This window comes from Synechococcales cyanobacterium CNB (assembly GCA_030263455.1).
In the GTDB taxonomy this organism is placed as follows: domain Bacteria; phylum Planctomycetota; class Phycisphaerae; order Phycisphaerales; family UBA1924; genus CAADGN01.
The window spans coordinates 171,287-190,346 of sequence record SZOZ01000011.1; the positions used below are offsets into that span (position 1 = coordinate 171,287).

Sequence of the window (19,060 nt, forward strand, 5' to 3'; positions counted from 1 at the left end):
CATTCATCGTGGATTCACTCTTCAAAGGCAGCATCAAAGGCTCTTCCGGACGGCGTGAAGTCCAGCGACCGGACGTACTCGCACGATTCGCGTGCACCGTGCTCGCGGTCCATGCCGCTGTCCTCCCATTCCACGCTCAGCGGCCCGGAGTACCCTGCCCGGTTCAGGGCACGGACGATCTCCTCGAAGTTCACGTCGCCGCGCCCGACCGAGCGAAAGTCCCACCCGCGTCGCGCGTCGCCGAACGGCAGGTGCGACGAGAGGATGCCGCTCATGCCGTCGAGCGTCGTCGCGGCGTCCTTCATGTGGACGTGGAAGATACGGTCGGGGAAACGGTCGATGAATCGCGCGGGGTCCACGCCCTGCCAAACGAGGTGGCTCGGGTCGAAGTTGAAGCCGAAGGCGGGGTGATTCCCGACGGCCGCGAGAGCCTGCTCCGCGGTGTACAGGTCGTAGGCGATCTCGCTCGGGTGGACTTCGAGCGCGAACCGCACGCCGACCTCCTTGAAGGTGTCGAGGATCGGCCCCCACCGCCGCGCGAAATCATCGAACCCGGCATCCACGTCCTTCTGACCCGTCGGCGGGAAGAAGTAGAGTTTGTGCCAGATCGCCGAGCCGGTGAACCCATTGACAACCTTCACGCCGAGGTTCGCGGCCGCGTGTGCCGTCGCCTTCATCTCCTCCGCTGCCCGGCTCCGCACGCCCTCCGGCTCGCCGTCGCCCCAAACGTGCGGCGGGAGAATCGACTTGTGTCTCCCGTCGATCAGGTCGCAGACCGCCTGACCGACGAGGTGGTTCGAGATCGCCCAGCACTTCAGACCGTGCTTCGCGAGCAGGGCGTGCCGTCCGTCGCAATAGGCCTTGTCCCTTGCGCCGCGGACGGGGTCGAAGTGCTCGCCCCAGCAGGCAAGTTCGAGACCGTCGTACCCGAACGACGCCGCCTTGGCGGCCATTTCCTCAAGACCAAGGTCGGCCCACTGGCCGGTGAACAGCGTGACAGGTCGTGTCATCGGGGGTTCCTCTCATCTCCGGGCCGCCCGCCCGGGTCCGACAGGGTATCACACCGCCTGTTCCGCTACCCTGTCACCGAGTCGCCAACCGGAAGGATCGACCATGCGCCACCGTCTGTTCGCTCTCACGATGCTGACGCTCACTGTTCTCGCGACTGTCGGCCGCGGACAGCCCGAGGAACTGCTCACCAAGGCAGAACGCACCGGGTACACGCAGACTGCGACGCACGCAGAGGTCATGGACCTTGCGCGACGGCTGGCGGATCGGTCACCCCGCGTCCACTTGGCCGAACTGGGCCGGTCGGTCGAGGGACGCGAACTTCCTCTGCTGGTCGTCGCTGATCCACCGGTTGCGACGCCGGAGGAAGCAAAGGCCTCTGGGAAAGTCGTCGCCCTGCTCATCGGCAACATTCATGCCGGCGAGGTCTGTGGGAAGGAAGCCCTGATGATGCTCGCCCGCGAACTCGCCTTCGCCGACGAACCGGGCGTACTGAAGTCCGTCATCGTCTGCATCGCGCCGATCTACAACGCCGACGGCAATGAGCGCATGGAGCCGGGTAACCGGCCCGGACAGGTCGGCCCCGAGCGCATGGGCGTTCGCCCGAACGCCCAGGGGTTCGACCTCAACCGTGACTTCATGAAGGCAGAGGCTCCCGAGACGCAGGCCCTCATCCGCTTCCTCCGTCGCTGGGACCCGCATGTTTTCGTGGACACACACACCACGAACGGCTCCGCGCACCGCTACGTGCTCACCTACTCAGGCCCGAAGCACCCGGCCGGGGACGCCGAACTGATCCGCTGGGTGCGCGATGGGATGCTGCCTCGCGTCACCGAGACACTCCGCGAAACGAAAGGCCACGAGACGTTCTTCTACGGCAACTTCGAGGACGATCACACGAAGTGGACCTCGTTCCCCGCCGAACCTCGCTACAGCACGAACTACGTCGGCCTGCGAAACCGGATCGCCATCCTCTCGGAAGCGTACTCGTATGCGCCGTTCAAGGACCGGGTGATCGCAACGCTGGATTTCTGCCGGGCGATCGTCGAAGACGCGGCCGCCCGGAAGGACGAGATCGTCAAACTGCTGCGCGAGGTGGATCGTCGCGCATCGCGGGCCGGCGAGTCACCGCAGGATGACGACCTGGTCGCAGTGCGGACCCGGGCCGCGCCGCTCGGGGAAAAGGCGGCGGTAAAGGGGTTCGAGATGGAGCAGCGCGACGGCAGGCGCGTCGCCACGGAACAGCCGAAGGACTACGAGTGCGAACTCTGGCTCGACTACGAGTCGGAACGGGCGGTGCGCCTCCCGTGGGCATACCTGATCCCACCTCATCTGAGCGTCGTGATCGAGAGCTTGAAGCGTCACGGCATCACCGTCGAAGAACTCCGCGAGGACGCCGAACTGGACGCCGAATGCCTGCGCATCGACTCGATCGAGCGGGCAGATCGCCCGTTCCAGGGACACCGCATGACGCGCGTCACCGCGAGCGCGGAAGCGGTCGCGCCGCGCATCGAAGCCGGCACGGCGATCGTGCGAACCGCGCAGCCGCTCGGTCCGCTCGCGGTGCTGCTCCTCGAGCCGATGAGCGAGGATGGCCTGACCCTCTGGAACGCGCTCGACGACGGGCTGCGCCTGGGAGAGCCGTATCCGATCCTGCGCGTTCTCACGCCCGTTCCGCTCACACGCTCCGATCAGCCCCCGATCGACGAGGACCGCATCTTCGACAGACCGATCACCTTCGACAGCGTCTACCGCGACCGCCGCCGACCGGACCTCAACGGCTCGCCCGTCCGCGTCGGCGAGTGGCTCGACGACGAGCACTTCGCCCAGACAAAGGACGGCACGCGATATGCCGTCAACGCGCGCACCGGCCGGGCGACCGCACAGCCCCAGCCGGACACCTCCGCCTTGCGGCAGGCACTCGCCGCCCTTCCGACGATCGACGATGCCACCGCCCGACGGATCGCCGACCGCTTGGCGTTTTCGCAGACGACCGAAGACCGCGCCGCGGGGTTCTTCGAGCACGGCGACGACCTCTACTACGCACGACTCGACGGATCCGCCGCCCGGCGCCTGACCGCGACGCCCGGTCGCGAGGAACTGGCCTCGTTCAGCCCGGACGGTCGGTTCGTCGCGTTCGTCCGCGACAACGATCTGTTCGTCGTTGACGTGGACACGGCCACCGAACGCCGCCTCACCACCACCGGCTCCGAGCGCCTGCTCAATGGCAAGGCGGACTGGGTCTACTTCGAGGAGATCTTCGGCCGCTCGTGGCGCACCTACTGGTGGTCGCCCGACTCGTCGCGCATCGCGTTCTTCGAGACCGATACCTCTATGGTGGATACGTTCACGATCGTGGACGACGTGCCCGAGCCGCAACGGATCGAGACGACAACCTACCCCAAGCCCGGGAGGCCGAACCCTGAAGTTCGCGTCGGGATCGTGGCGGTCGCGGGCGGTCAGCCCCGTTTCGCCGATCTCGCCCGCTACACCGCAGGCTCGTTCATCGTCACCGGCGTCGGCTGGTGGCCGGATTCACGCACCGCGTACTTCTTCGTGCAGGACCGCGCCCAGCGATGGTTGGACTTCTGCACCGTCGATCCGAACGCGGGCTCGTTTGCCGTGCTCTTCCGAGACTCAACGCAGGCCTGGATCGAGGCCCCGTGGGCGCCCCGGTTCCTCAAGGACGGCTCATTCCTGCTCGACTCCGAACGCACCGGCTGGAAACACCTCTATCACTACGCCCGCGACGGCTCGCTCATCAGGCCCGTCACGACCGGCGACTTCGAGGTGCGCGGCGTCGAGCTCCTCGACGAGAAGAACTCCCGGCTCTTCTTCACCGCCTCCACACCCGAGGACGACCATCTCACCAACAACCTCTACCGGATCAATCTCGACGGCACCGGCCTCACACGCCTGACCACTACGCCCGGCAGCCACCGCGTCTCCGTCAACCCCTCGGGCACGCTTTTCATCGACACCTGGTCCGACGACGAAAGGCCCACGAGAGTCGCTGTCCGCGCCGACGACGACTCAATCGTCCGAATGCTCGACACCAACCCCGTGCCGGACCTTGACGAGTGGCGCCTCGGGCGATTCGAACGCGCCCGCATCCCCTCGCGCCGCGGTCCCATGCTTGATGCCACCGTGCTCTACCCGCCGGACTTCGACCCGGCCAGACCCCATCCCGTCTGGTTCACGACGTATGCCGGCCCGCACGCGCCGACCGTGCGCGGCGGGTGGTCCCTCGGCAACGCCGCCGATCACATGCTCGCCAACGTCGGCTTCGTGGTCTTCCGCGCGGATCCCTACTCCGCGAGCGGCAAGGGAGCGGTCAGCGCATGGACGGCGTACCGCCGCCTCGGCGTGCCCGAACTCGAAGACATCGTGGACGCGATCACTTGGCTCAAACAACAGCCGGGAATCGACGGCTCACGGATCGGCATGTCCGGACACTCCTACGGCGGGTTCATCACCGCCTACGCCATGACGAACTGCGACCTCTTCGCGGCGGGCATTGCCGGTGCGCCCGTGACCGACTGGCGCGACTACGACACCATCTACACCGAGCGGTTCATGGACACACCGCAGGAGAATCCCGGCGGCTACGACGCGACCTCGGCCGTCAAGGCCGCGAAGAACCTGCACGGCCGGCTGCTGATCCTGCACGGCACGATGGACGACAACGTCCACATGCAGAACACGACGCGGCTGGCCAAGGCCCTCCAAGAGGCCAACCGTCCATTCGAGATCATGCTCTACCCGCAGTTCCGCCACGGCATCTGGGGCGATCACTACCGCGATCTCATCCACGACTTCCAACTTCGCCTGCTGAATGCGCCGCCGGGCGAAGCACGTCAGGGCGGGACACCAGAGCCGGAGCCGACCGATCGGGCCGAGGGTACCGTGCGAAGGCTTGGGCCGCGGTAGGCGCTGTCCCGGTCGTGCGCACGGAGTTTGTCACTCCGGGTCGCGCCATGCGCTCTGCCGGGCATCGACCTCCCACGAGTTGCCGAAGAATCCCGCCCCGATCACCCCATGCACGCCGCGCTCGAGCATCGTCGCGTCGAGCACGATCCAGTCCGGGTACTGCACGCCGGAAACGAAGTACGGCAGGCGATCCGTAAGGCGACGTCCGGCCAGGCCCGTGCCGGACACCACCCCGACCATGGCCCGCTCGCTTCCCGGCCGCGGTCGGCAGAACAGCACGGCCAGGTCGTCCCCGCTCACGATTCGCTCATCGACGCGCACTTCGGACGATGTCACGCGAACCGGAGAATCGCCGAGAAGCGCATCCCAGCACGAGACCGTGTCGGCGTTGCCGTAGACAATGACGCTTCGATCCACCTCTGCGGCCGGATCGAAGAGGCGGTCCGGAACGATCTCGACCGTGCCATTGCCGCGGTACCACCACGTCTCCGCGTCGTAGCGGGCCTTGGCGAAGGCCCAGTTCATCTCGGCCTCGTTGCCGAGCGTGCCGACGACGAAGACGAAACGGTTGTCGAACGCGGCCTTGAACGGGCCGGACCGGTGCGGGCCTTTCGTGGACGGGTGAAGCGGCCGGGCAACCGACCAACCTCTGCCCCTGACACCCTCATCGCTTGCGCCGTTCATCAGGTGAAGCACACCTGTTTCAGGCCAGGTGGAGTCGATCTCGCGCCCGTCGATCTCAACCGCGATTCGTCCGGTTTCCTCCATGCCCCGCAGGTCAAGGGCGAGACGCGCGACGTTCTCGGTCGCGACGACGACTCGGCGGGCGGATGGGTCCATCACCGCGTCAACGCGGCTGAACTTCATGCTCTCGTGCTGCTGCTCGATCGTCACCCAATCCCGCGTCGCCGAGACCCCCGGGCCGGCCGTCACGAACGACACACGCGCGGGCATCTCGTCACGACGGCGCTCCTTGAAGAACTCGACCATCGGCTCCCAGTCCACGCACTCGTTCCCCCACCAGTGCCCCGCTCCCGGCTGCTCGTGGTACTGGAAATCCCGGTGCCACTCCCCCACTTCCTTGCGCATCGTGCGTGCCTGGTCGACCGGAACGTTGTCGTCCGCGTCGCCGTGGATGACGTACACGCCGAGGCCGTCGAGGTTGCGCCTCAGTGCCAACGTGTCGCTCGGGCTGGTCGCCCGCATCAGGATCGCCTCGACGCCGGAGGCCGAGTCGTAGCGGGCAGCGCCCGTGTACGACCAGAAACTCACCCACCCAGCGCTCGGTCCGATCGCCGCCCAGCGGTCGGGGAATGTGACCCCGAGATGCCACGTGCCGTGGCCGCCCATCGAGTGTCCGGTCACGATGGTGCGTCGCGGGTCAGTGCCGAAGCGTGCCGACGCCATCCGGAGGACCTCCATCGCGTCGAGCCGCCCCCAGTCTTCCCAGTCAAAGCCGTACGGGCGACGGTTCGTGGGGGCGACGACGTGCGCCCAGTCTTTCGGCGCATAGCACGCGGCCTGACTCCGGGCTTCAACGCTCGCGCCATGCAGCGTCAGGATCAGCCCCGGCGTGACGCCATCCGCGATCACTCCCGGTCGCACCGAGTAGTACTGCACGCTGCCGTCCATACCGCTGATGAACGTGCGGTCGTGCTGCTCGTTCGGAGAGCGCACGTCGAGGGTGATCTCGGTTGTCGCGAGCACGGCGCCGTCGGCAGTTTCCAGCGTCAGCCTGTATCGAACGCTCCGGTCGATGAGGCTCGTGCCCTGCACCGCGGGCAGGTCGATCGGAACCTTTCGGGTCGAGTGCGGCCACAGAATCCCGACATCCGAGTGCAGCTCAGCCAGGGGCGTGCCGTCCGAAGCCAACGCCTCCGCGCGCACGGTCAGCTCTCGGGCCGCCACGCGATCGGTGTTCACCACAACCGCGCCCGCGTGCAGCACTGCGCCCTCACCCTGCACCAGCGAAGGGAGTGTCAGGTCGCCGGTATCGAAGAACACTCGCGAAGGCGGTGTTATCACCCGCGCCCGCAACCGACCCCGCGCGCACGCGAAAAGCAGTTCGTTGTCGCCTGGGCGCAGTGCGATTGGCAGACGAACGTACCCCGTCTGATAGGGGTCGCCGACTCGCGGCTGGCCGTTGACGTAGACCATGCTGTGCCCGGACGCTTCGAGCACGAACAGGCCGCCGTGCATCGTTCGCACGTTGAGTCGGGCGTAGCCGTTCCGCAGCGCGGCGTGGGCGAACCAGCCTTCGTCATTCGCGGCGATGCGTTCCCAGCGCCGTTCGTCACCATTCGGGAGCGCAACCACGTCGCCTTCCGCCGGGGACTTCCACTCGCCGCGCACGATCAGCCGCCCGACGGCATCGGTGTAGACCGCGGATCGGCCGCCACGGCCCACGTCGCCGACGACGATCGCTTCGCCGATCCACTCTCCGACGGGCGTGACGCCCTGCCCGCGGCAGGTAACCGCGAAGGCACACGCGAGCAGAACGGCGAGCCATCGGGCGATCGTGCTCATGGGTCAGCCTCCGGGTCCGGTGCAGAGAGCGTAGCCGACCGCGATGTCGTTGACGTTCGTGCCGGTCGGTCCGGTTCGGATCAGACAGCCGAGGGCGTCGAGCGCGACATGGCTGTTGTGCTCGCGGAGCGCAAATGGGAGATCAAGGTTGCGCGCGCGGGCGTCCGCTGCGGTTGTCCCGGTGACAAAGCCCCCTGCGGCGTCGGTCGGGCCGTCGCGCCCGTCTGTGGCGAAGGCGAGCACGCCAAGTCCAGGCTCCCCGTCGAGTTCAATCGCGGCCGCGAGGGCCAGCTCCTGGTTCCGTCCACCGATCCCTCGCGCCTCGCCCACGGTCACGGTCGTCTCACCCCCGAGCAGGACGCATGCCGGTCGGTCGGCAGCGGGGATCGCCCGAATCCGCCTCGCGAGTTCGCGTCCGATCTCGTCCGCTTCGCCCGTAACCCCGCGCTCGACCGCAACAACGCGAAAGGCCTCAGAGGCCAACCGAGTCGCCGCAGCGCTGAGCGCGGTTTCGTTCCCGCCGATGATCGAGTTGCGGACGCGAACAAACGCGGCATCGCCGGGCTTGAGGGTTTCGGGCAGCCGCCCGGCCGCGCCACTGCGGAGGTGTTCGGTCACGGTGTGCGACGCATCGATCACTCCGCGGCGTTGCAGCACGTCCAGCGCCTCCGCGTACGTTGCCGGATCCGGTGCGGTCGGGCCTGAGCCGATGACGTCAAGTCGATCGCCCACAACATCTGAGAGGATGAGCGCCTGCACCAGCCGAGGCGAAGCAAGCCGTGCCAGGCCGCCGCCCTTGAGCCGCTCGCAGTGCTTTCGCACAGCGTTGAGTTCGTCGATCGGCGCTCCGGCGCGAAGCAACGCTCGCGTTACTGCCGCCAGGTCATCAAGCGTCAACCCCTCTGTCGGTAGCGTGAGCATCGCGGACGCTCCGCCCGAGAGCAGCAGCAGGAGCGTGCCGTCGCTCGGCATGGACTCGACGAGTGCCGCGACGCGCGCGGCCGCATGCAGGTTGCGGGCAGTCGGAACCGGGTGATCCGCCTCGAAGGCCTCGACTCCTAGGGCCGCGAGGCGATCCGTCCCGGGCACTCCCGACGGAAAGACCGCCACGCCCTCCGTCGGCGCGTCACCAAGGCATTCGTACGCGGCAGCTGCCATCGCCGGAGCGGCTTTTCCCACCGCCACCAGCACCACGGAGCCTGCAACCCTGAAATCGCCCGGCCAGCCCTCCCGAACAAGCCGGGCGGGATCGCACGATGCAACCACCGCTCGCACCAGGCACTCGGCCGAGGGGCGAAGGGTTTCGGCTTGTCGGACGAATCTCGGCATGAGGCTTGACTGCATGGAAGGCCTTGAGACGGTATTCTGGCCGGGACACGCCCCGGGCACTTGGCCCTCTGAATCCAGGAGAGCAGACCGTGACTCAGACCCCTCCTACCACACACTCGTCCGTCGTGGCCCCGCACCGCGGCGTGTTGATTCTCGTGTTCGGCATCCTGAGCATCGTCCTGTGCGCGATCCTCGGACCGTTCGCGTGGATCATGGGCAAGGGCGACCTGAAGCGGATCGACGCCGGCACCATGGACCGAGAAGGTCGCGGGCTGACACAAGCCGGCATGATCTGTGGGATCATCGGAACCGTGTTTCTCATCTTGAGCGTGTTGATGATCCTGCTCTACGTCGTGCTGATCGCGTTGGGCCTCGGCTTGGCCGCTGCAGGCGCTGCGGGCGGCGCGGGCGGCCCTTGAGGTACCCGTGAAACCCCGCCTCGTCACAGCAAGCCGACGTTTGCCGGTCCCGTGGTGGATCGTCGCGATTGTCGTACTCTGGGGCGGCAGCGTCATGGCGCTGGAACTCTGGCGCACGCACGGCGGCGATGCCCCGATCACCTGCACCTTGCGCAGGGCAACCGGCATCCCCTGCGGCACCTGCGGTTCCACGCGGGCAGTGTTCTCCCTCGCCCAAGGCGACGCCGCTTCCGCGCTGCGATACAACCCCTTCGTAACGATCGGCGGCGCAGCCCTCGCCGGCGTCGGCGTGATGCGAATCGGCTTCGGCAAGCGCCTCAATCTCGGCCTCGGAACCCACGGCCGAAGGATCGCCTGGTGCCTCGTCGGCGCCGCATTCATCGCCAACTGGGCCTACATCATCGCGTACCACCGCGGCATCGTCGCCGATCCTGCCGAGATCAGAACAGCAGCAGCCCTGCCGCCATCCACGCCCCTGCCGCAACCATGACGATGGCCGTGTAGCCAACGATGTCGCGTGCCTTCACCCCCGTGATCGCCAGGAGCGGCAAGGCCCAGAACGGCTGGAGCATGTTCGTCAGTTGGTCCCCGTAGGCGACCGCCATCACCATCTTCGCCGGATCAACGCCCGCGTCGGCGGCGGCGTGCATGGCGATCGGACCCTGCACCGCCCACTGCCCACCGCCCGACGGCACGAACAGGTTGACGATCGCCGCGCTGACGAACGTCAGGAACGGCAGCGTCGTCGGGCTGGACGTGTCCGCGATTGCCCGTGCCATCTGCACCGTCAGGCCGGAGCCTGCCATCAGCCCCATGATTCCCGCGTAGAGCGGGAACTGCAGGATGATCCCGGCGCACCCCGACGCCGCCCGCTCCACTGCACGGACGTACCTGCGCGGCGTGCCGTGCAGCAGCAGCCCAAGCATGAGCATGGTCATGTTGACCGTGTCGGGCGTCAACTGCGTGATGCCCGAAGGAGGCCGAGCGCCGGTTGTCGGGTCTGTCGGCGGCAGGTAGTACCCCCACGCCCACCACGCGATCAGGGCGACGAGCAAGAGCGTGACAACTGGCGAGTCTTCGAGCAGGCGGGGAAGGAATGGTTTGTCTTGCTCGGGAGGCAGCGCGGGATCAGGCTCGGCCGAGATGAACCGGGATGCAGGCTCGACGTCCTCGGCTCGCCGCGGCGACATCATCGCCAGCAACGCAGGCGCGAGCACCAGCAGCCCGCCCGTCACGGCCAGGTTCATCGGGCTGAGGATCGTGCCGGCCAGTGAAATCGGCCCGAATGGAGCATCCGGCCCGAAGATGTCCCGGATTTCGCTCGGCTGCGTGACTTTGAGCGGCGCGCTGCCGGAGAACCCGCCATGCCAGACCAGCAGGCCGACGTAGCCGGCTGCGGCGAGCAGAGGGTAATGGGCCGCGACCCCGCGACGCTCCATGGCCGCGCCGACCCGCCGAGCCATGAGCGCGCCGGCGATCAGCCCCAGTCCCCAGTTCAGCACGCCCAGCGAGGCCGCAACGAGGGCGACCAGCGCAACTGCCTTCGGTGCGGACCGCGGAGCAGCGGCCAATGCGTCCAGCATGCGCGAGACAGGAGGGCTGGACGCCAGCGCGTGCCCGGTCACGAGAATCAGGCACATCTGCATCGCGAACCGCAGCATCCCCGCTGACCAGACCCCCTCCGTGCCAGCCCACATCGAGACCGAGGCCGAGAAAGACGCCGGCGTTCGCGTGAGAACGAGCACGAACGTGACGAGCGTGAGCAGCACGGCCAGTACGAACGGGTCGGGCGCGGTGCGACGGAAGGCCGCACTGATGCGGAGGCCGAGTGTGGAGATCATGGAGACCAGAGTACCGCCGCTCGCGTGTCCGTGCCCCTCAGCCCAGCGCGAGCCGCAGCCTCCGCACCGCCTCCTCCAGCGTTTTCCTTCTCTTGCAGAACGCGAAGCGGACGAACGGTCGGCCGCACTCTTTGTGCTCGTAGAAGACGCTCGGCGGGATGGCTGCGACGCCGACCTCGGCCGTCAGGTTGCGGCAGAACACCACGTCGTCTGCGAGACCCAGACGACGGCTGACCGGCGTGTGATCGGCCATGATGAAGTATGTTCCGTCAGGCCTATGTACGCCGAAACCGAGCGACGCGAGGGCATCGGCGAGAAAGTCCCGGCCCGCCCGGTACTCCGCGACGAGGCCCCGAACATACGGCTCACTCGATGGGTCGCTCAGCGCGACCGCAGCACCGTGCTGCAGCGGCGTCGCGGTCGCGAACGTCAGGAACTGGTGCGCCGCCCGCACGCAGGCCGTCAGGTTCGGCGGCGCGATCGTCCAGCCGATCTTCCACCCCGTCAGGCTGAACGTCTTGCCGAGGCTTGAGCACACGATCGTCCGCTCAGTCATGCCCGGCAGCGACGCGATCGACACGTGCGGCCTGTCCGCGTCAAATGTCAATCGCTCGTAGACCTCGTCCGAGATCACCGTCACGCCGTTCCGCTCGCAGAGGGACGCGATCAGGGCCAGTTCGCCGCGCGTAAAGACCTTGCCAGTCGGGTTGTGCGGGGTGTTCAGCACCAAGGCCCGAGTGCGCGACCCGAAGGCGCTGCTCAGTTCGTCCTCGTCGAATGCAAACCGGCGATCCGCCCCGGGCCGAAGCGTGACGAACCGCGCGACGCCGCCCGCCAACGCGACGCCCGCCCGGTACGAGTCATAGAACGGCTCGAAGAGGATCACTTCGTCGCCGGGGTTGAGCAGACCGAGGAAGCACGCGGCGAGAGCCTCCGTGCAGCCGCTCGTGACAGTGACCTCGGTGGTCGGATCGACCGGCCGTCCTCCGCCGCGCCGGAACCAGTCCGCGATCGCCTCGTTGAGGGGCGGCACGCCGAGGGTGCGGGCGTACTGGTTGTGACCGGCATCCAGCGCGGCCTTGGCAGCGTCCTTGACGAACGCCGGCCCGTCGAAGTCGGGGAAACCCTGGGAGAGATTGATCGCGTTGTGGCGCAGGGCAAGCGCGGTCATCTCGGCGAAGATCGTGGTTCCGAACGGTGCGAGGCGATCGGCGACGGTCGGCGCTGCCATGGCGGAAGGATACCGGGCCGCTCGACTCAATCGCCGCTGACCAGTTCCAGCGTCGCTCGCTGGCGGATCCGCTGCGTCTGCTCGACTTTCTTTGCTGGGTCGGTCAGGTCCGGCATCGAGACCGACCAGTCCGAATCCATCGACATTTCAGACCGCGCGATGCACCCGGCGGCATGGTCGAAGAGCGTTTCCCCAGCGAGACGAGAATCGGTCAGGCGAACTCGGACCAGCCCTTCGAGCAACCGGGACAGGTCGTCGTTCTCCTGCCGCACGAGCGAGAGCGTACCGGCTGACTCGATGCGGGCGCACGATCGCGTTGCATGCCGAGCCGTCCCTCGGAGCGTGTACAGGGTCCGCGACTCGACCACGCCGACGACGGGCATCGGTTGCCGGATGGCGGTCTCCCACGACTCGCCCGTGCGAACGCCCCGCCCCGGGACCAGCCGCAGGGACTGCTCGATCTGCTGTCGCATGGACTCGTCTGTCAGCGTCGCGTTGAACGCTTCGAGTTGGGTGTCAAGGGCGCCGCCGGAAAGCGGCGACGTCACGGACTTCATCAGCTCCGACACGCCGCGAACAGCGAGCACCTGACCCTCCGCGTCAACATCGAAACTGATCGTCTTGCCGGCCAGCGCGGCGAATGGAGCGATCATGGGGTCCGACGCTGCCTCGTGCGTGCCGGGCTGATCGGAGTCGTACTCGACGCGCTTCCCATCGCGCGTGACAACCACGGCGATCGCCTCGTAGGTCCGTTCGACTGTCGCCACACCGCGTGAGTCCGCTCGTCGGACTTCCTCGCGGTAGCGGATCGTGCGGACCCACTTCAGTCCCGTGCCCTCCGCGCCCGCGATCGACTGGTCCATCTCCTCCACCACGCGATAGGTGCGGGATTGACCCTCGACCCACCGCCAGTGCAGGTCAAGGCGAACCTGACCGAACGCGACGATCGAGATCAGGGACGAGACCGCGATCGTGGCGAAGCGCAGCATGAACCGTCTCCAAGGTGATGGGCCGCTGACGATACCGGCTCCTCCCCCATGCGGCCGCACATGATCGCGATCATCCCGAAGCGAACAGCCCCGGCATCCTTCGCCGGGGCTTGCTCGCCGCGTTCGCCGCCCGCCATCCCACGATCAGGCGTGGACGGCGACCTCGCTGAGGTTCTCGGTGATCCAAGAGTCCATCCCCGGTGCCCAGTGGACACGGATCACCTCGCCGCCGGGACCGACGCCAAGAATGTTTAGCGTCCCGACCGCAGAAGCATGGGACGCGAGCCTGCCGGTCGGTCTCGTCGCCCCCTCGGGAAGCCCCTCAATGAGCGGTGAAACCACCCAGAGATCCAGCGTCGGAGTCCACCAGTAGACGGTCAGTGCTCCCTGGCCGTCGAGGCCGGCGTAGTTCAGGCCGCCCCAGGGTGTCGTGTAGCCGGTCAGTTGGCCGGGAACCAGCAGCGGACCCCCGGCGTTCTCGGTGAGGTCGTTGGTCAGCCAGTCACCGCCGAACTGCGGCACCCACCAGGTTACCATGAGGCGCCCGTCGGCGTTGAGGCCAGCGAGGTTGATGCCGTCCCAAGCCGTGAGTGTGACGGCCAGTTGCCCGCTGATGAGGGGCGCGCCCGTAATCTCGGAAAGGTTGTCCACCCGCCAGAGATCGAACACGCCGGGCATGATCCAGATGGACTGGATGTTCCCGTCGGCGTCGATGCCGGCAAGGTGCCACGCATTCCAGTTGGTGACATAAGCGATGAGGTCGTTGAGGTCGGGCGTCGCCATGCCCTGCGGGGTGAGGTGGTCGTCGGAGATGTTGACGAAGGTCCAGAGGGGATTGCCTGCGACATCCGCGGCGCCTGTCTGCTGGAAAGCGACCATGCGGCCGTCCTGCGCAACACCGACCAAGACGATGATGCCGTCCGTGGAGATAAAGTGCGTGATCGCTCGGGCGGGCGCGATCGAGCCGGCGAGTTCGGTCGTGAGGAGTCGGACTGTCCACTGCCCCTCGAAGCCGCGTCTCAGGAGAACGAGGCCCTCGTTGGTGACTGCGGCTGCGTAGACCAGGCCGTCCTTCGGGTCGGTCCATGTCGTAGAGGGACCGGTGAAGGTAGCAAGTTCGCCGGCACTCGCCCCGAGGACACGCCAGCCGGTATCCGTCGGCTCGAAAACGAAGACGCGGCCGTCCATATTGACGCCAATAATGCGGTGTGTATCACCGCTGTCACTGGCGGCGCTGACATGAGCCGCGCTGTGCAGGAATCGGGAGAGCCATGGATCGAACTCGAAGTCGGTCGGTTCGCTGGAAGCGCCGACGTTGTCAACAGCAATCAGTCTGAAGCGAGCAGGCTCACCGGTGGGAATGCGGCTCGACGCTGCGGCCGCGATGACGGCCGTGAAGCCGTTGCTGCCGTCGGAGTCGACGATGACGTCGTTGGCATCGACCACGCCGTCACCGTTGAGATCGAAGAGCGCCAAGAATCGGACCTCCACGATCGTGCCATCTTCGTCCGTCGCTGTCGCTGTCAGGGTGAAGGATGCCCCCCGCTCCACCGCACCCGATGAGACGATGAGCGATTGCACGACCGGGTGCTCATTCGACGCATCGAACGCCACGTCGGCCGCGAAGCCGTCGTTCGAGAAGCCGATCGCATTGACCGCAACGGCGATGAACGTCTCCGCGGGGCCTGCCCCGGGGAACGGCCCGACGACTGTTGTCCAGCCGTTGGAGGCGTCCGAGTCGGTCGAGAGAAGTTCGCCGTCGTCGGGGACGCCGTTGCGATTGGCGTCGTGATAGAACCGTACCTCGACGATCGGTGCGTCGCCAGGATCAGCGATGATTGCGGTAAGCGTGAAGGAGTCCGACAACCCGACAGGCGTGTTGGACGGTGTGAGCGACGCGAATACCGGAGGCCCGTTGTGCTCGAACGCGCCGATGTCCGCGGCCGCGCCGAAGACGCGGGCCTTGCCGCGGGCGTCGGTGTCAAGGTTCTGCAGGTTTGAGCCGGCGTCGATGGCGGGGCTGCCCGCGAGGAGGGCGTACGTCGGCGTCGGGCCACCATAGTCGCCGAGTGGCGCGAGCATGGGGTCGCCGCCGATCAGGTTATGGCTTTCACCGGCAGGGTCTGGCGTTGTCTGGCTTTCCTGGGCGGCGTTCGTGCGGGTGTTGTGTGCGACGATGGACGAGTACAGGTAGTTCTCGTTGTCCTGCCCGCTGTAGGTCGCGAACCAAATGCCGCCGCCTTGGAAGCCGACACCGTTCGCATCAGCGGTGTTGCCGACAATCGTGGAGTTTGCGATCGTCGTTCGTGCAGCAAACAGGCCTCCGCCGTTGGTCACCGCGCTGTTGCCGCTGATGGTGGAGTTGATGATCAGGGCGGACCCGTCGTGCGTCGGGCCCACGAACAGCCCGCCGCCCTGTCCCGATGACGTGTTCGCGCGGAAGAGAGAGCCGCGGATCGTCGTGCTCCTGCCGCCGGCGTACAGACCGCCCCCTTGAGACGCCTGGTTTCCTTCGAAGCGGGAATCGATCACTTCGAGAGAACCATCGTTGCCGAAGTGGTACAGCCCACCGCCCCACCCTGTCGTGGTGTTTCCGGTGATTGTGCTGCGTTCGATCACCGTGTGCCCCCACAGGTTCAGACCGCGGCCGGTGTTCTCGGAGATGATCGACTCTCTCACCGTGACTTGGTGAGGCTGGACGCCGTTGGTGGCGACGACGGAGATGGTGCCGTAGTCCGCGTTGTCGCTCGAGTTGCCCTTGATGGTTGTCCGTTCGATGAACAGAGTCGCTCCGCCTGCTGCCTGCGAGTTCAAGTGGACAGCGCTCGCTTTCGTGCCGGTATTGCCCGTCAGAGAGCTGTCGATGATGGCCAATGTTCCGGCAAACCCGGTACCCGCGGCGATCGTCCCGCCCGTGGTGCCCCAGGCGTGATCGGTCGTCACGTTGCCGGTGAACTCCGAGCTGATGATCGACAGGTTCCCGGCGGAGATGCTGATCGCGCCAGCGCTCGGCCCGCTGTTGCCGCTGAACTGGCAGCCGTTGACATCAGCATCCGCATATCCCAGGCTGACCGCGCCGAATCCCGCGCTCGTCGAAGTATTGTCATTGAACACCGAGTCCTTGATTCCCACGATCATGAGCACGCCCAGTGCGTCCGCGATCAAGGCCCCGTTCTCATTGCTGATGAAGGCTGATCCCTCGATCGCAATCGCCGGATTCACGCTGATACCGAGCACGGCGACCGCGCCGCCAGCAGCGCCCGTCACGTTGCCGACGAACTGGGAGCCCATGATGAGGACGCTCGCATGGTCGATCGCCAACAGGCCGCTCCCCCCCGGCGCCGAGTTTGCCGTAAAGATCGAGTCCTTGACGACAGTGGTCCCACCGTTTGTGAGAGAGACGCCGCCTCCCCCACCCAGCGACGTGTTGCCTGAGAAGATTGAATCTTCGACAGTAACCGAGCGTGCGTGAATGCCGCCTCCCGAGTCTTTCGAAATGTTGCCGGAGACAATGCTGTTTCTGACGACGACTGTCGTGTCACGGGCCTCGATCCCGCCACCTCCAGGCCAAAAGGTTGCCTCGTTGCTGCTGATGATGGCATCACGGATGTCCAGATTCTCTTTGGAATGGATCGCGCCGCCGAACTCGGCCTTTCCGCCGATGAGCATCATTCCCTCGAGCCGAACGTCCCGCACGTCCTCGGCGGTCCCGATGTTCACGGAGAAGATGCGTGAGTTCCCTCCCGCGTTGATCGTCAGCTTGCCCGAACCCGGACCGATGACGTCCAGCTCCTCGGTAATCTCCAACTGACCCAGCAAAAGGTTGATCGTCCCGCCGTGGATGCCCTGCGCAAACCGTATCTCATCGCGGGCCGGATCCGTGTTCGCGAGTTGGATCGCCTCGCGAAGGCTGAGGTTGCCCGCTGAGTAGTTACCGTCCACCACGTCGGCAAGCGTGTCCACGGTAAAGACCGCGAGCAGGGTGCGGGATTCGAGACTCTCGAAGAGCCGGTCGGCCGCCTTCTGGCTCATCGTGTACCCCTTCGCACTGGCCGCGGGACAGGCGGCTGGCGGGATGTCCCGCACCCAAAGCGACGGGCTGCTCCGAAGTACGACAAAGCACAGGGAAATCAACCGCCGAGACGTGCCCGCCACTTGGCTGCTTCGTCGGCGTGGCCAGCGCCTGGCTCGATGGCGTTGAGCATGTCGTAGGCGTCCGCAAGTGCTGCCGCGGCATCGAGAAAGGAACCTGCAGCGGACCCCAGAAGGCCTTCGAGCGCAGTCGCGGCCTCGAGGAGCACGGGAACCGCGGCAGCGGGGTCGCGTGCCGCCAAGTACGTCTTCCCGAGCATGACCATCAGCACGGGGACATAAAGGTGGTCCGGCGGCAAGTGGCGCTGGGCGAGGCCGAGCGAGGCTTCGAGATGCATCCTCGCCTCGTCATGCCGACCCATGCTGCGGAGCACGCTGCTGTACATGCCGCGAGAGATGATCGAGTCGGGGTGTTCAGGGCCAAGGACGGCGTCGCTCCCGAGCCAGACCTGTCGCAAGAGTGGCTCGGCCAGTTCGTGCTCGCGCCGAAATGCGTGGAACGTGGCGAGGTTGCTCGTCGCGAGGAGCGAGTCTTGATGCAAGGGACCATGCAGTCGGAGGTTCGCTTCCAGAGCAAGGCGGAGGAGGACGTGGCACTCGTCGGCACGATCCGGATACTCGGAAAGTAGAGTTGCGAGATTGTTGATGTTCGTGATGGTCGAGGGATGATTGTCGCCGTGCAGCCTCCTGCGGATGGCCAGGCTTTCACGGAGGATGGCCTCGCCTTCGCCGAACCGTCCGGTCACATTCAGCAGGGCGCCGAGGCTGCTCGCCGTGTCGAGCGTATCTGGGTGCTCGTCGCCGAGTGTCCGAAGCCTTCCCTCATATGCGTCTCGAAGGAGTCGCTCCGATTCCTCGATTCGTCCGATCTGTCCGAGGAAGTTTCCGAGCGAGTTCATCGCCGTGAGGGTCTCGGGCGCATCGGGTCCGAGCGCGTCGCGAAAGCCGTCCAGCGCCCGCCGGTAGCGGGCATCAGCAACGTCGAGTTGGCCCAGGTTGAACGCCGCGTCTGCCAAACCGACGAGCGGGCATAACGTGTCGGGATGGCCGTCCGGAAGGATCGCCGACCGAATGGCGAAAATCTTCAGCAGTCGCTGCTCTGCCTCGGCCGATCGCCCGAGCTGGCTCAGCATGGCCGCCTCGCTCTGCAAGGCATCGAGCGTCGGCGCGGCCGACTCGCCCAGTTCGGCGCGAAAGAGATCGATCGATCGCGATCGCGGCCGTTCTGCCGCCTGCGGAAGTCCCAACATCATGTAACTATCCGCGATCGTTCCGAGCAGGCTGGCAAGCACGAGCGGGCGATCCGCGAACTCGCTCTCCGCGGCCTGCTCCGCCGGTTCCAGGAGATGCTTGCTGAGGACGGAAAGCGCCGCGTTGGTCGGATTCGCGAGCCGAAGGTAGTCGGCAAATACCTCCGCAGATGCGTCCAGCACGGCATCTCCGATGCCGTATTCGAGCGTGCGTGCAACATCGGCCGTGAGCAAGTCAGTGAGAGTGCCTGCCATAACCGCTGGATCGAGATCGCTGAGCATCCGGCTCTGAAAGGAAGCGACTGCGGATACGTCGCGCAGGTGACTCTCAGCCTTCTTTCGTTGTCGGGTCGCCTCGACGCCGAACGCCACGGAGACACCCGTCGCGGCGAGGAGCGTGATGGCGACGACCGCGGCGGTCGCGGCGGCTGTCCTGTGGCGGCGC

General features: G+C 66.5%; 11 protein-coding genes and 1 pseudogene. 3 read left to right on the forward strand and 9 right to left on the reverse strand.

Annotated elements, in window-relative coordinates; genetic code table 11:
- Positions 1 to 14: 14 nt before the first annotated feature.
- Complete coding sequence (locus FBT69_12155) at positions 15 to 1,010, reverse strand: sugar phosphate isomerase/epimerase (GenBank protein MDL1905546.1); 996 nt, start codon at positions 1,008 to 1,010, stop codon at positions 15 to 17.
- 103 nt (positions 1,011 to 1,113) lie between these two features.
- Between FBT69_12155 and FBT69_12160 the strand changes: the two genes are divergently transcribed.
- On the forward strand, positions 1,114 to 4,938 hold the full coding sequence (locus FBT69_12160) for a hypothetical protein (protein MDL1905547.1): 3,825 nt from the start codon (positions 1,114 to 1,116) through the stop codon (positions 4,936 to 4,938).
- 30 nt (positions 4,939 to 4,968) lie between these two features.
- Here the strand turns inward: FBT69_12160 and FBT69_12165 are convergent, their stop codons facing one another.
- Positions 4,969 to 7,464, reverse strand: a complete 2,496-nt coding sequence (locus tag FBT69_12165; GenBank protein ID MDL1905548.1) for a hypothetical protein — start codon at positions 7,462 to 7,464, stop codon at positions 4,969 to 4,971.
- Positions 7,465 to 7,467: 3 nt separating this feature from the next.
- Positions 7,468 to 8,808 carry a DUF4147 domain-containing protein gene (locus FBT69_12170; protein ID MDL1905549.1) on the reverse strand — a complete coding sequence of 447 codons (1,341 nt, stop codon included), beginning with the start codon at positions 8,806 to 8,808 and terminating at the stop codon, positions 7,468 to 7,470.
- 110 nt (positions 8,809 to 8,918) lie between these two features.
- On the opposite strand from FBT69_12170, the pseudogene FBT69_12175 reads away from it, so the two are divergent.
- A pseudogene (locus FBT69_12175) lies at positions 8,919 to 9,146 on the forward strand (DUF4190 domain-containing protein).
- 160 nt (positions 9,147 to 9,306) lie between these two features.
- Positions 9,307 to 9,702: a DUF2752 domain-containing protein gene (locus tag FBT69_12180; GenBank protein MDL1905550.1), complete on the forward strand. Its 396-nt coding sequence runs from the start codon at positions 9,307 to 9,309 to the stop codon at positions 9,700 to 9,702.
- On the opposite strand, the gene FBT69_12185 is transcribed toward FBT69_12180, so the two are convergent.
- The 6 genes from FBT69_12185 to FBT69_12210 all read right to left on the reverse strand — a co-directional run.
- Positions 9,653 to 11,053 carry a short-chain fatty acid transporter gene (locus tag FBT69_12185; protein MDL1905551.1) on the reverse strand — a complete coding sequence of 467 codons (1,401 nt, stop codon included), beginning with the start codon at positions 11,051 to 11,053 and terminating at the stop codon, positions 9,653 to 9,655. The two genes, FBT69_12180 and FBT69_12185, sit on opposite strands and share 50 nt — an antisense overlap.
- A 37-nt stretch (positions 11,054 to 11,090) precedes the next feature.
- Complete coding sequence (locus FBT69_12190) at positions 11,091 to 12,284, reverse strand: aminotransferase class I/II-fold pyridoxal phosphate-dependent enzyme (protein MDL1905552.1); 1,194 nt, start codon at positions 12,282 to 12,284, stop codon at positions 11,091 to 11,093.
- A gap of 26 nt (positions 12,285 to 12,310) precedes the next feature.
- The gene (locus FBT69_12195; protein ID MDL1905553.1) at positions 12,311 to 13,147 is read right to left on the reverse strand and encodes a hypothetical protein; all 837 of its coding nucleotides are present in this window, start codon (positions 13,145 to 13,147) and stop codon (positions 12,311 to 12,313) included.
- Positions 13,108 to 13,206, reverse strand: a complete 99-nt coding sequence (locus FBT69_12200) for a hypothetical protein (GenBank protein ID MDL1905554.1) — start codon at positions 13,204 to 13,206, stop codon at positions 13,108 to 13,110. The genes FBT69_12195 and FBT69_12200 overlap by 40 nt, the downstream gene beginning before the upstream one ends.
- A gap of 211 nt (positions 13,207 to 13,417) precedes the next feature.
- Positions 13,418 to 17,305 carry a hypothetical protein gene (locus FBT69_12205; GenBank protein MDL1905555.1) on the reverse strand — a complete coding sequence of 1,296 codons (3,888 nt, stop codon included), beginning with the start codon at positions 17,303 to 17,305 and terminating at the stop codon, positions 13,418 to 13,420.
- Positions 17,306 to 17,403: 98 nt separating this feature from the next.
- On the reverse strand, positions 17,404 to 19,060 hold a 1,657-nt coding region (locus tag FBT69_12210), incomplete at its 5' end, for a tetratricopeptide repeat protein (GenBank protein ID MDL1905556.1).

Coding starts and splice junctions, on each gene's coding strand:
- FBT69_12155 (MDL1905546.1), bottom strand. CDS start 1,010: ATGACACGACCTGTCACGCTGTTCACCGGCCAGTGGGCCGACCTTGGT.
- FBT69_12160 (MDL1905547.1), top strand. CDS start 1,114: ATGCGCCACCGTCTGTTCGCTCTCACGATGCTGACGCTCACTGTTCTC.
- FBT69_12165 (MDL1905548.1), bottom strand. CDS start 7,464: ATGAGCACGATCGCCCGATGGCTCGCCGTTCTGCTCGCGTGTGCCTTC.
- FBT69_12170 (MDL1905549.1), bottom strand. CDS start 8,808: ATGCAGTCAAGCCTCATGCCGAGATTCGTCCGACAAGCCGAAACCCTT.
- FBT69_12180 (MDL1905550.1), top strand. CDS start 9,307: ATGGCGCTGGAACTCTGGCGCACGCACGGCGGCGATGCCCCGATCACC.
- FBT69_12185 (MDL1905551.1), bottom strand. CDS start 11,053: ATGATCTCCACACTCGGCCTCCGCATCAGTGCGGCCTTCCGTCGCACC.
- FBT69_12190 (MDL1905552.1), bottom strand. CDS start 12,284: ATGGCAGCGCCGACCGTCGCCGATCGCCTCGCACCGTTCGGAACCACG.
- FBT69_12195 (MDL1905553.1), bottom strand. CDS start 13,147: ATGGACCAGTCGATCGCGGGCGCGGAGGGCACGGGACTGAAGTGGGTC.
- FBT69_12205 (MDL1905555.1), bottom strand. CDS start 17,305: ATGAGCCAGAAGGCGGCCGACCGGCTCTTCGAGAGTCTCGAATCCCGC.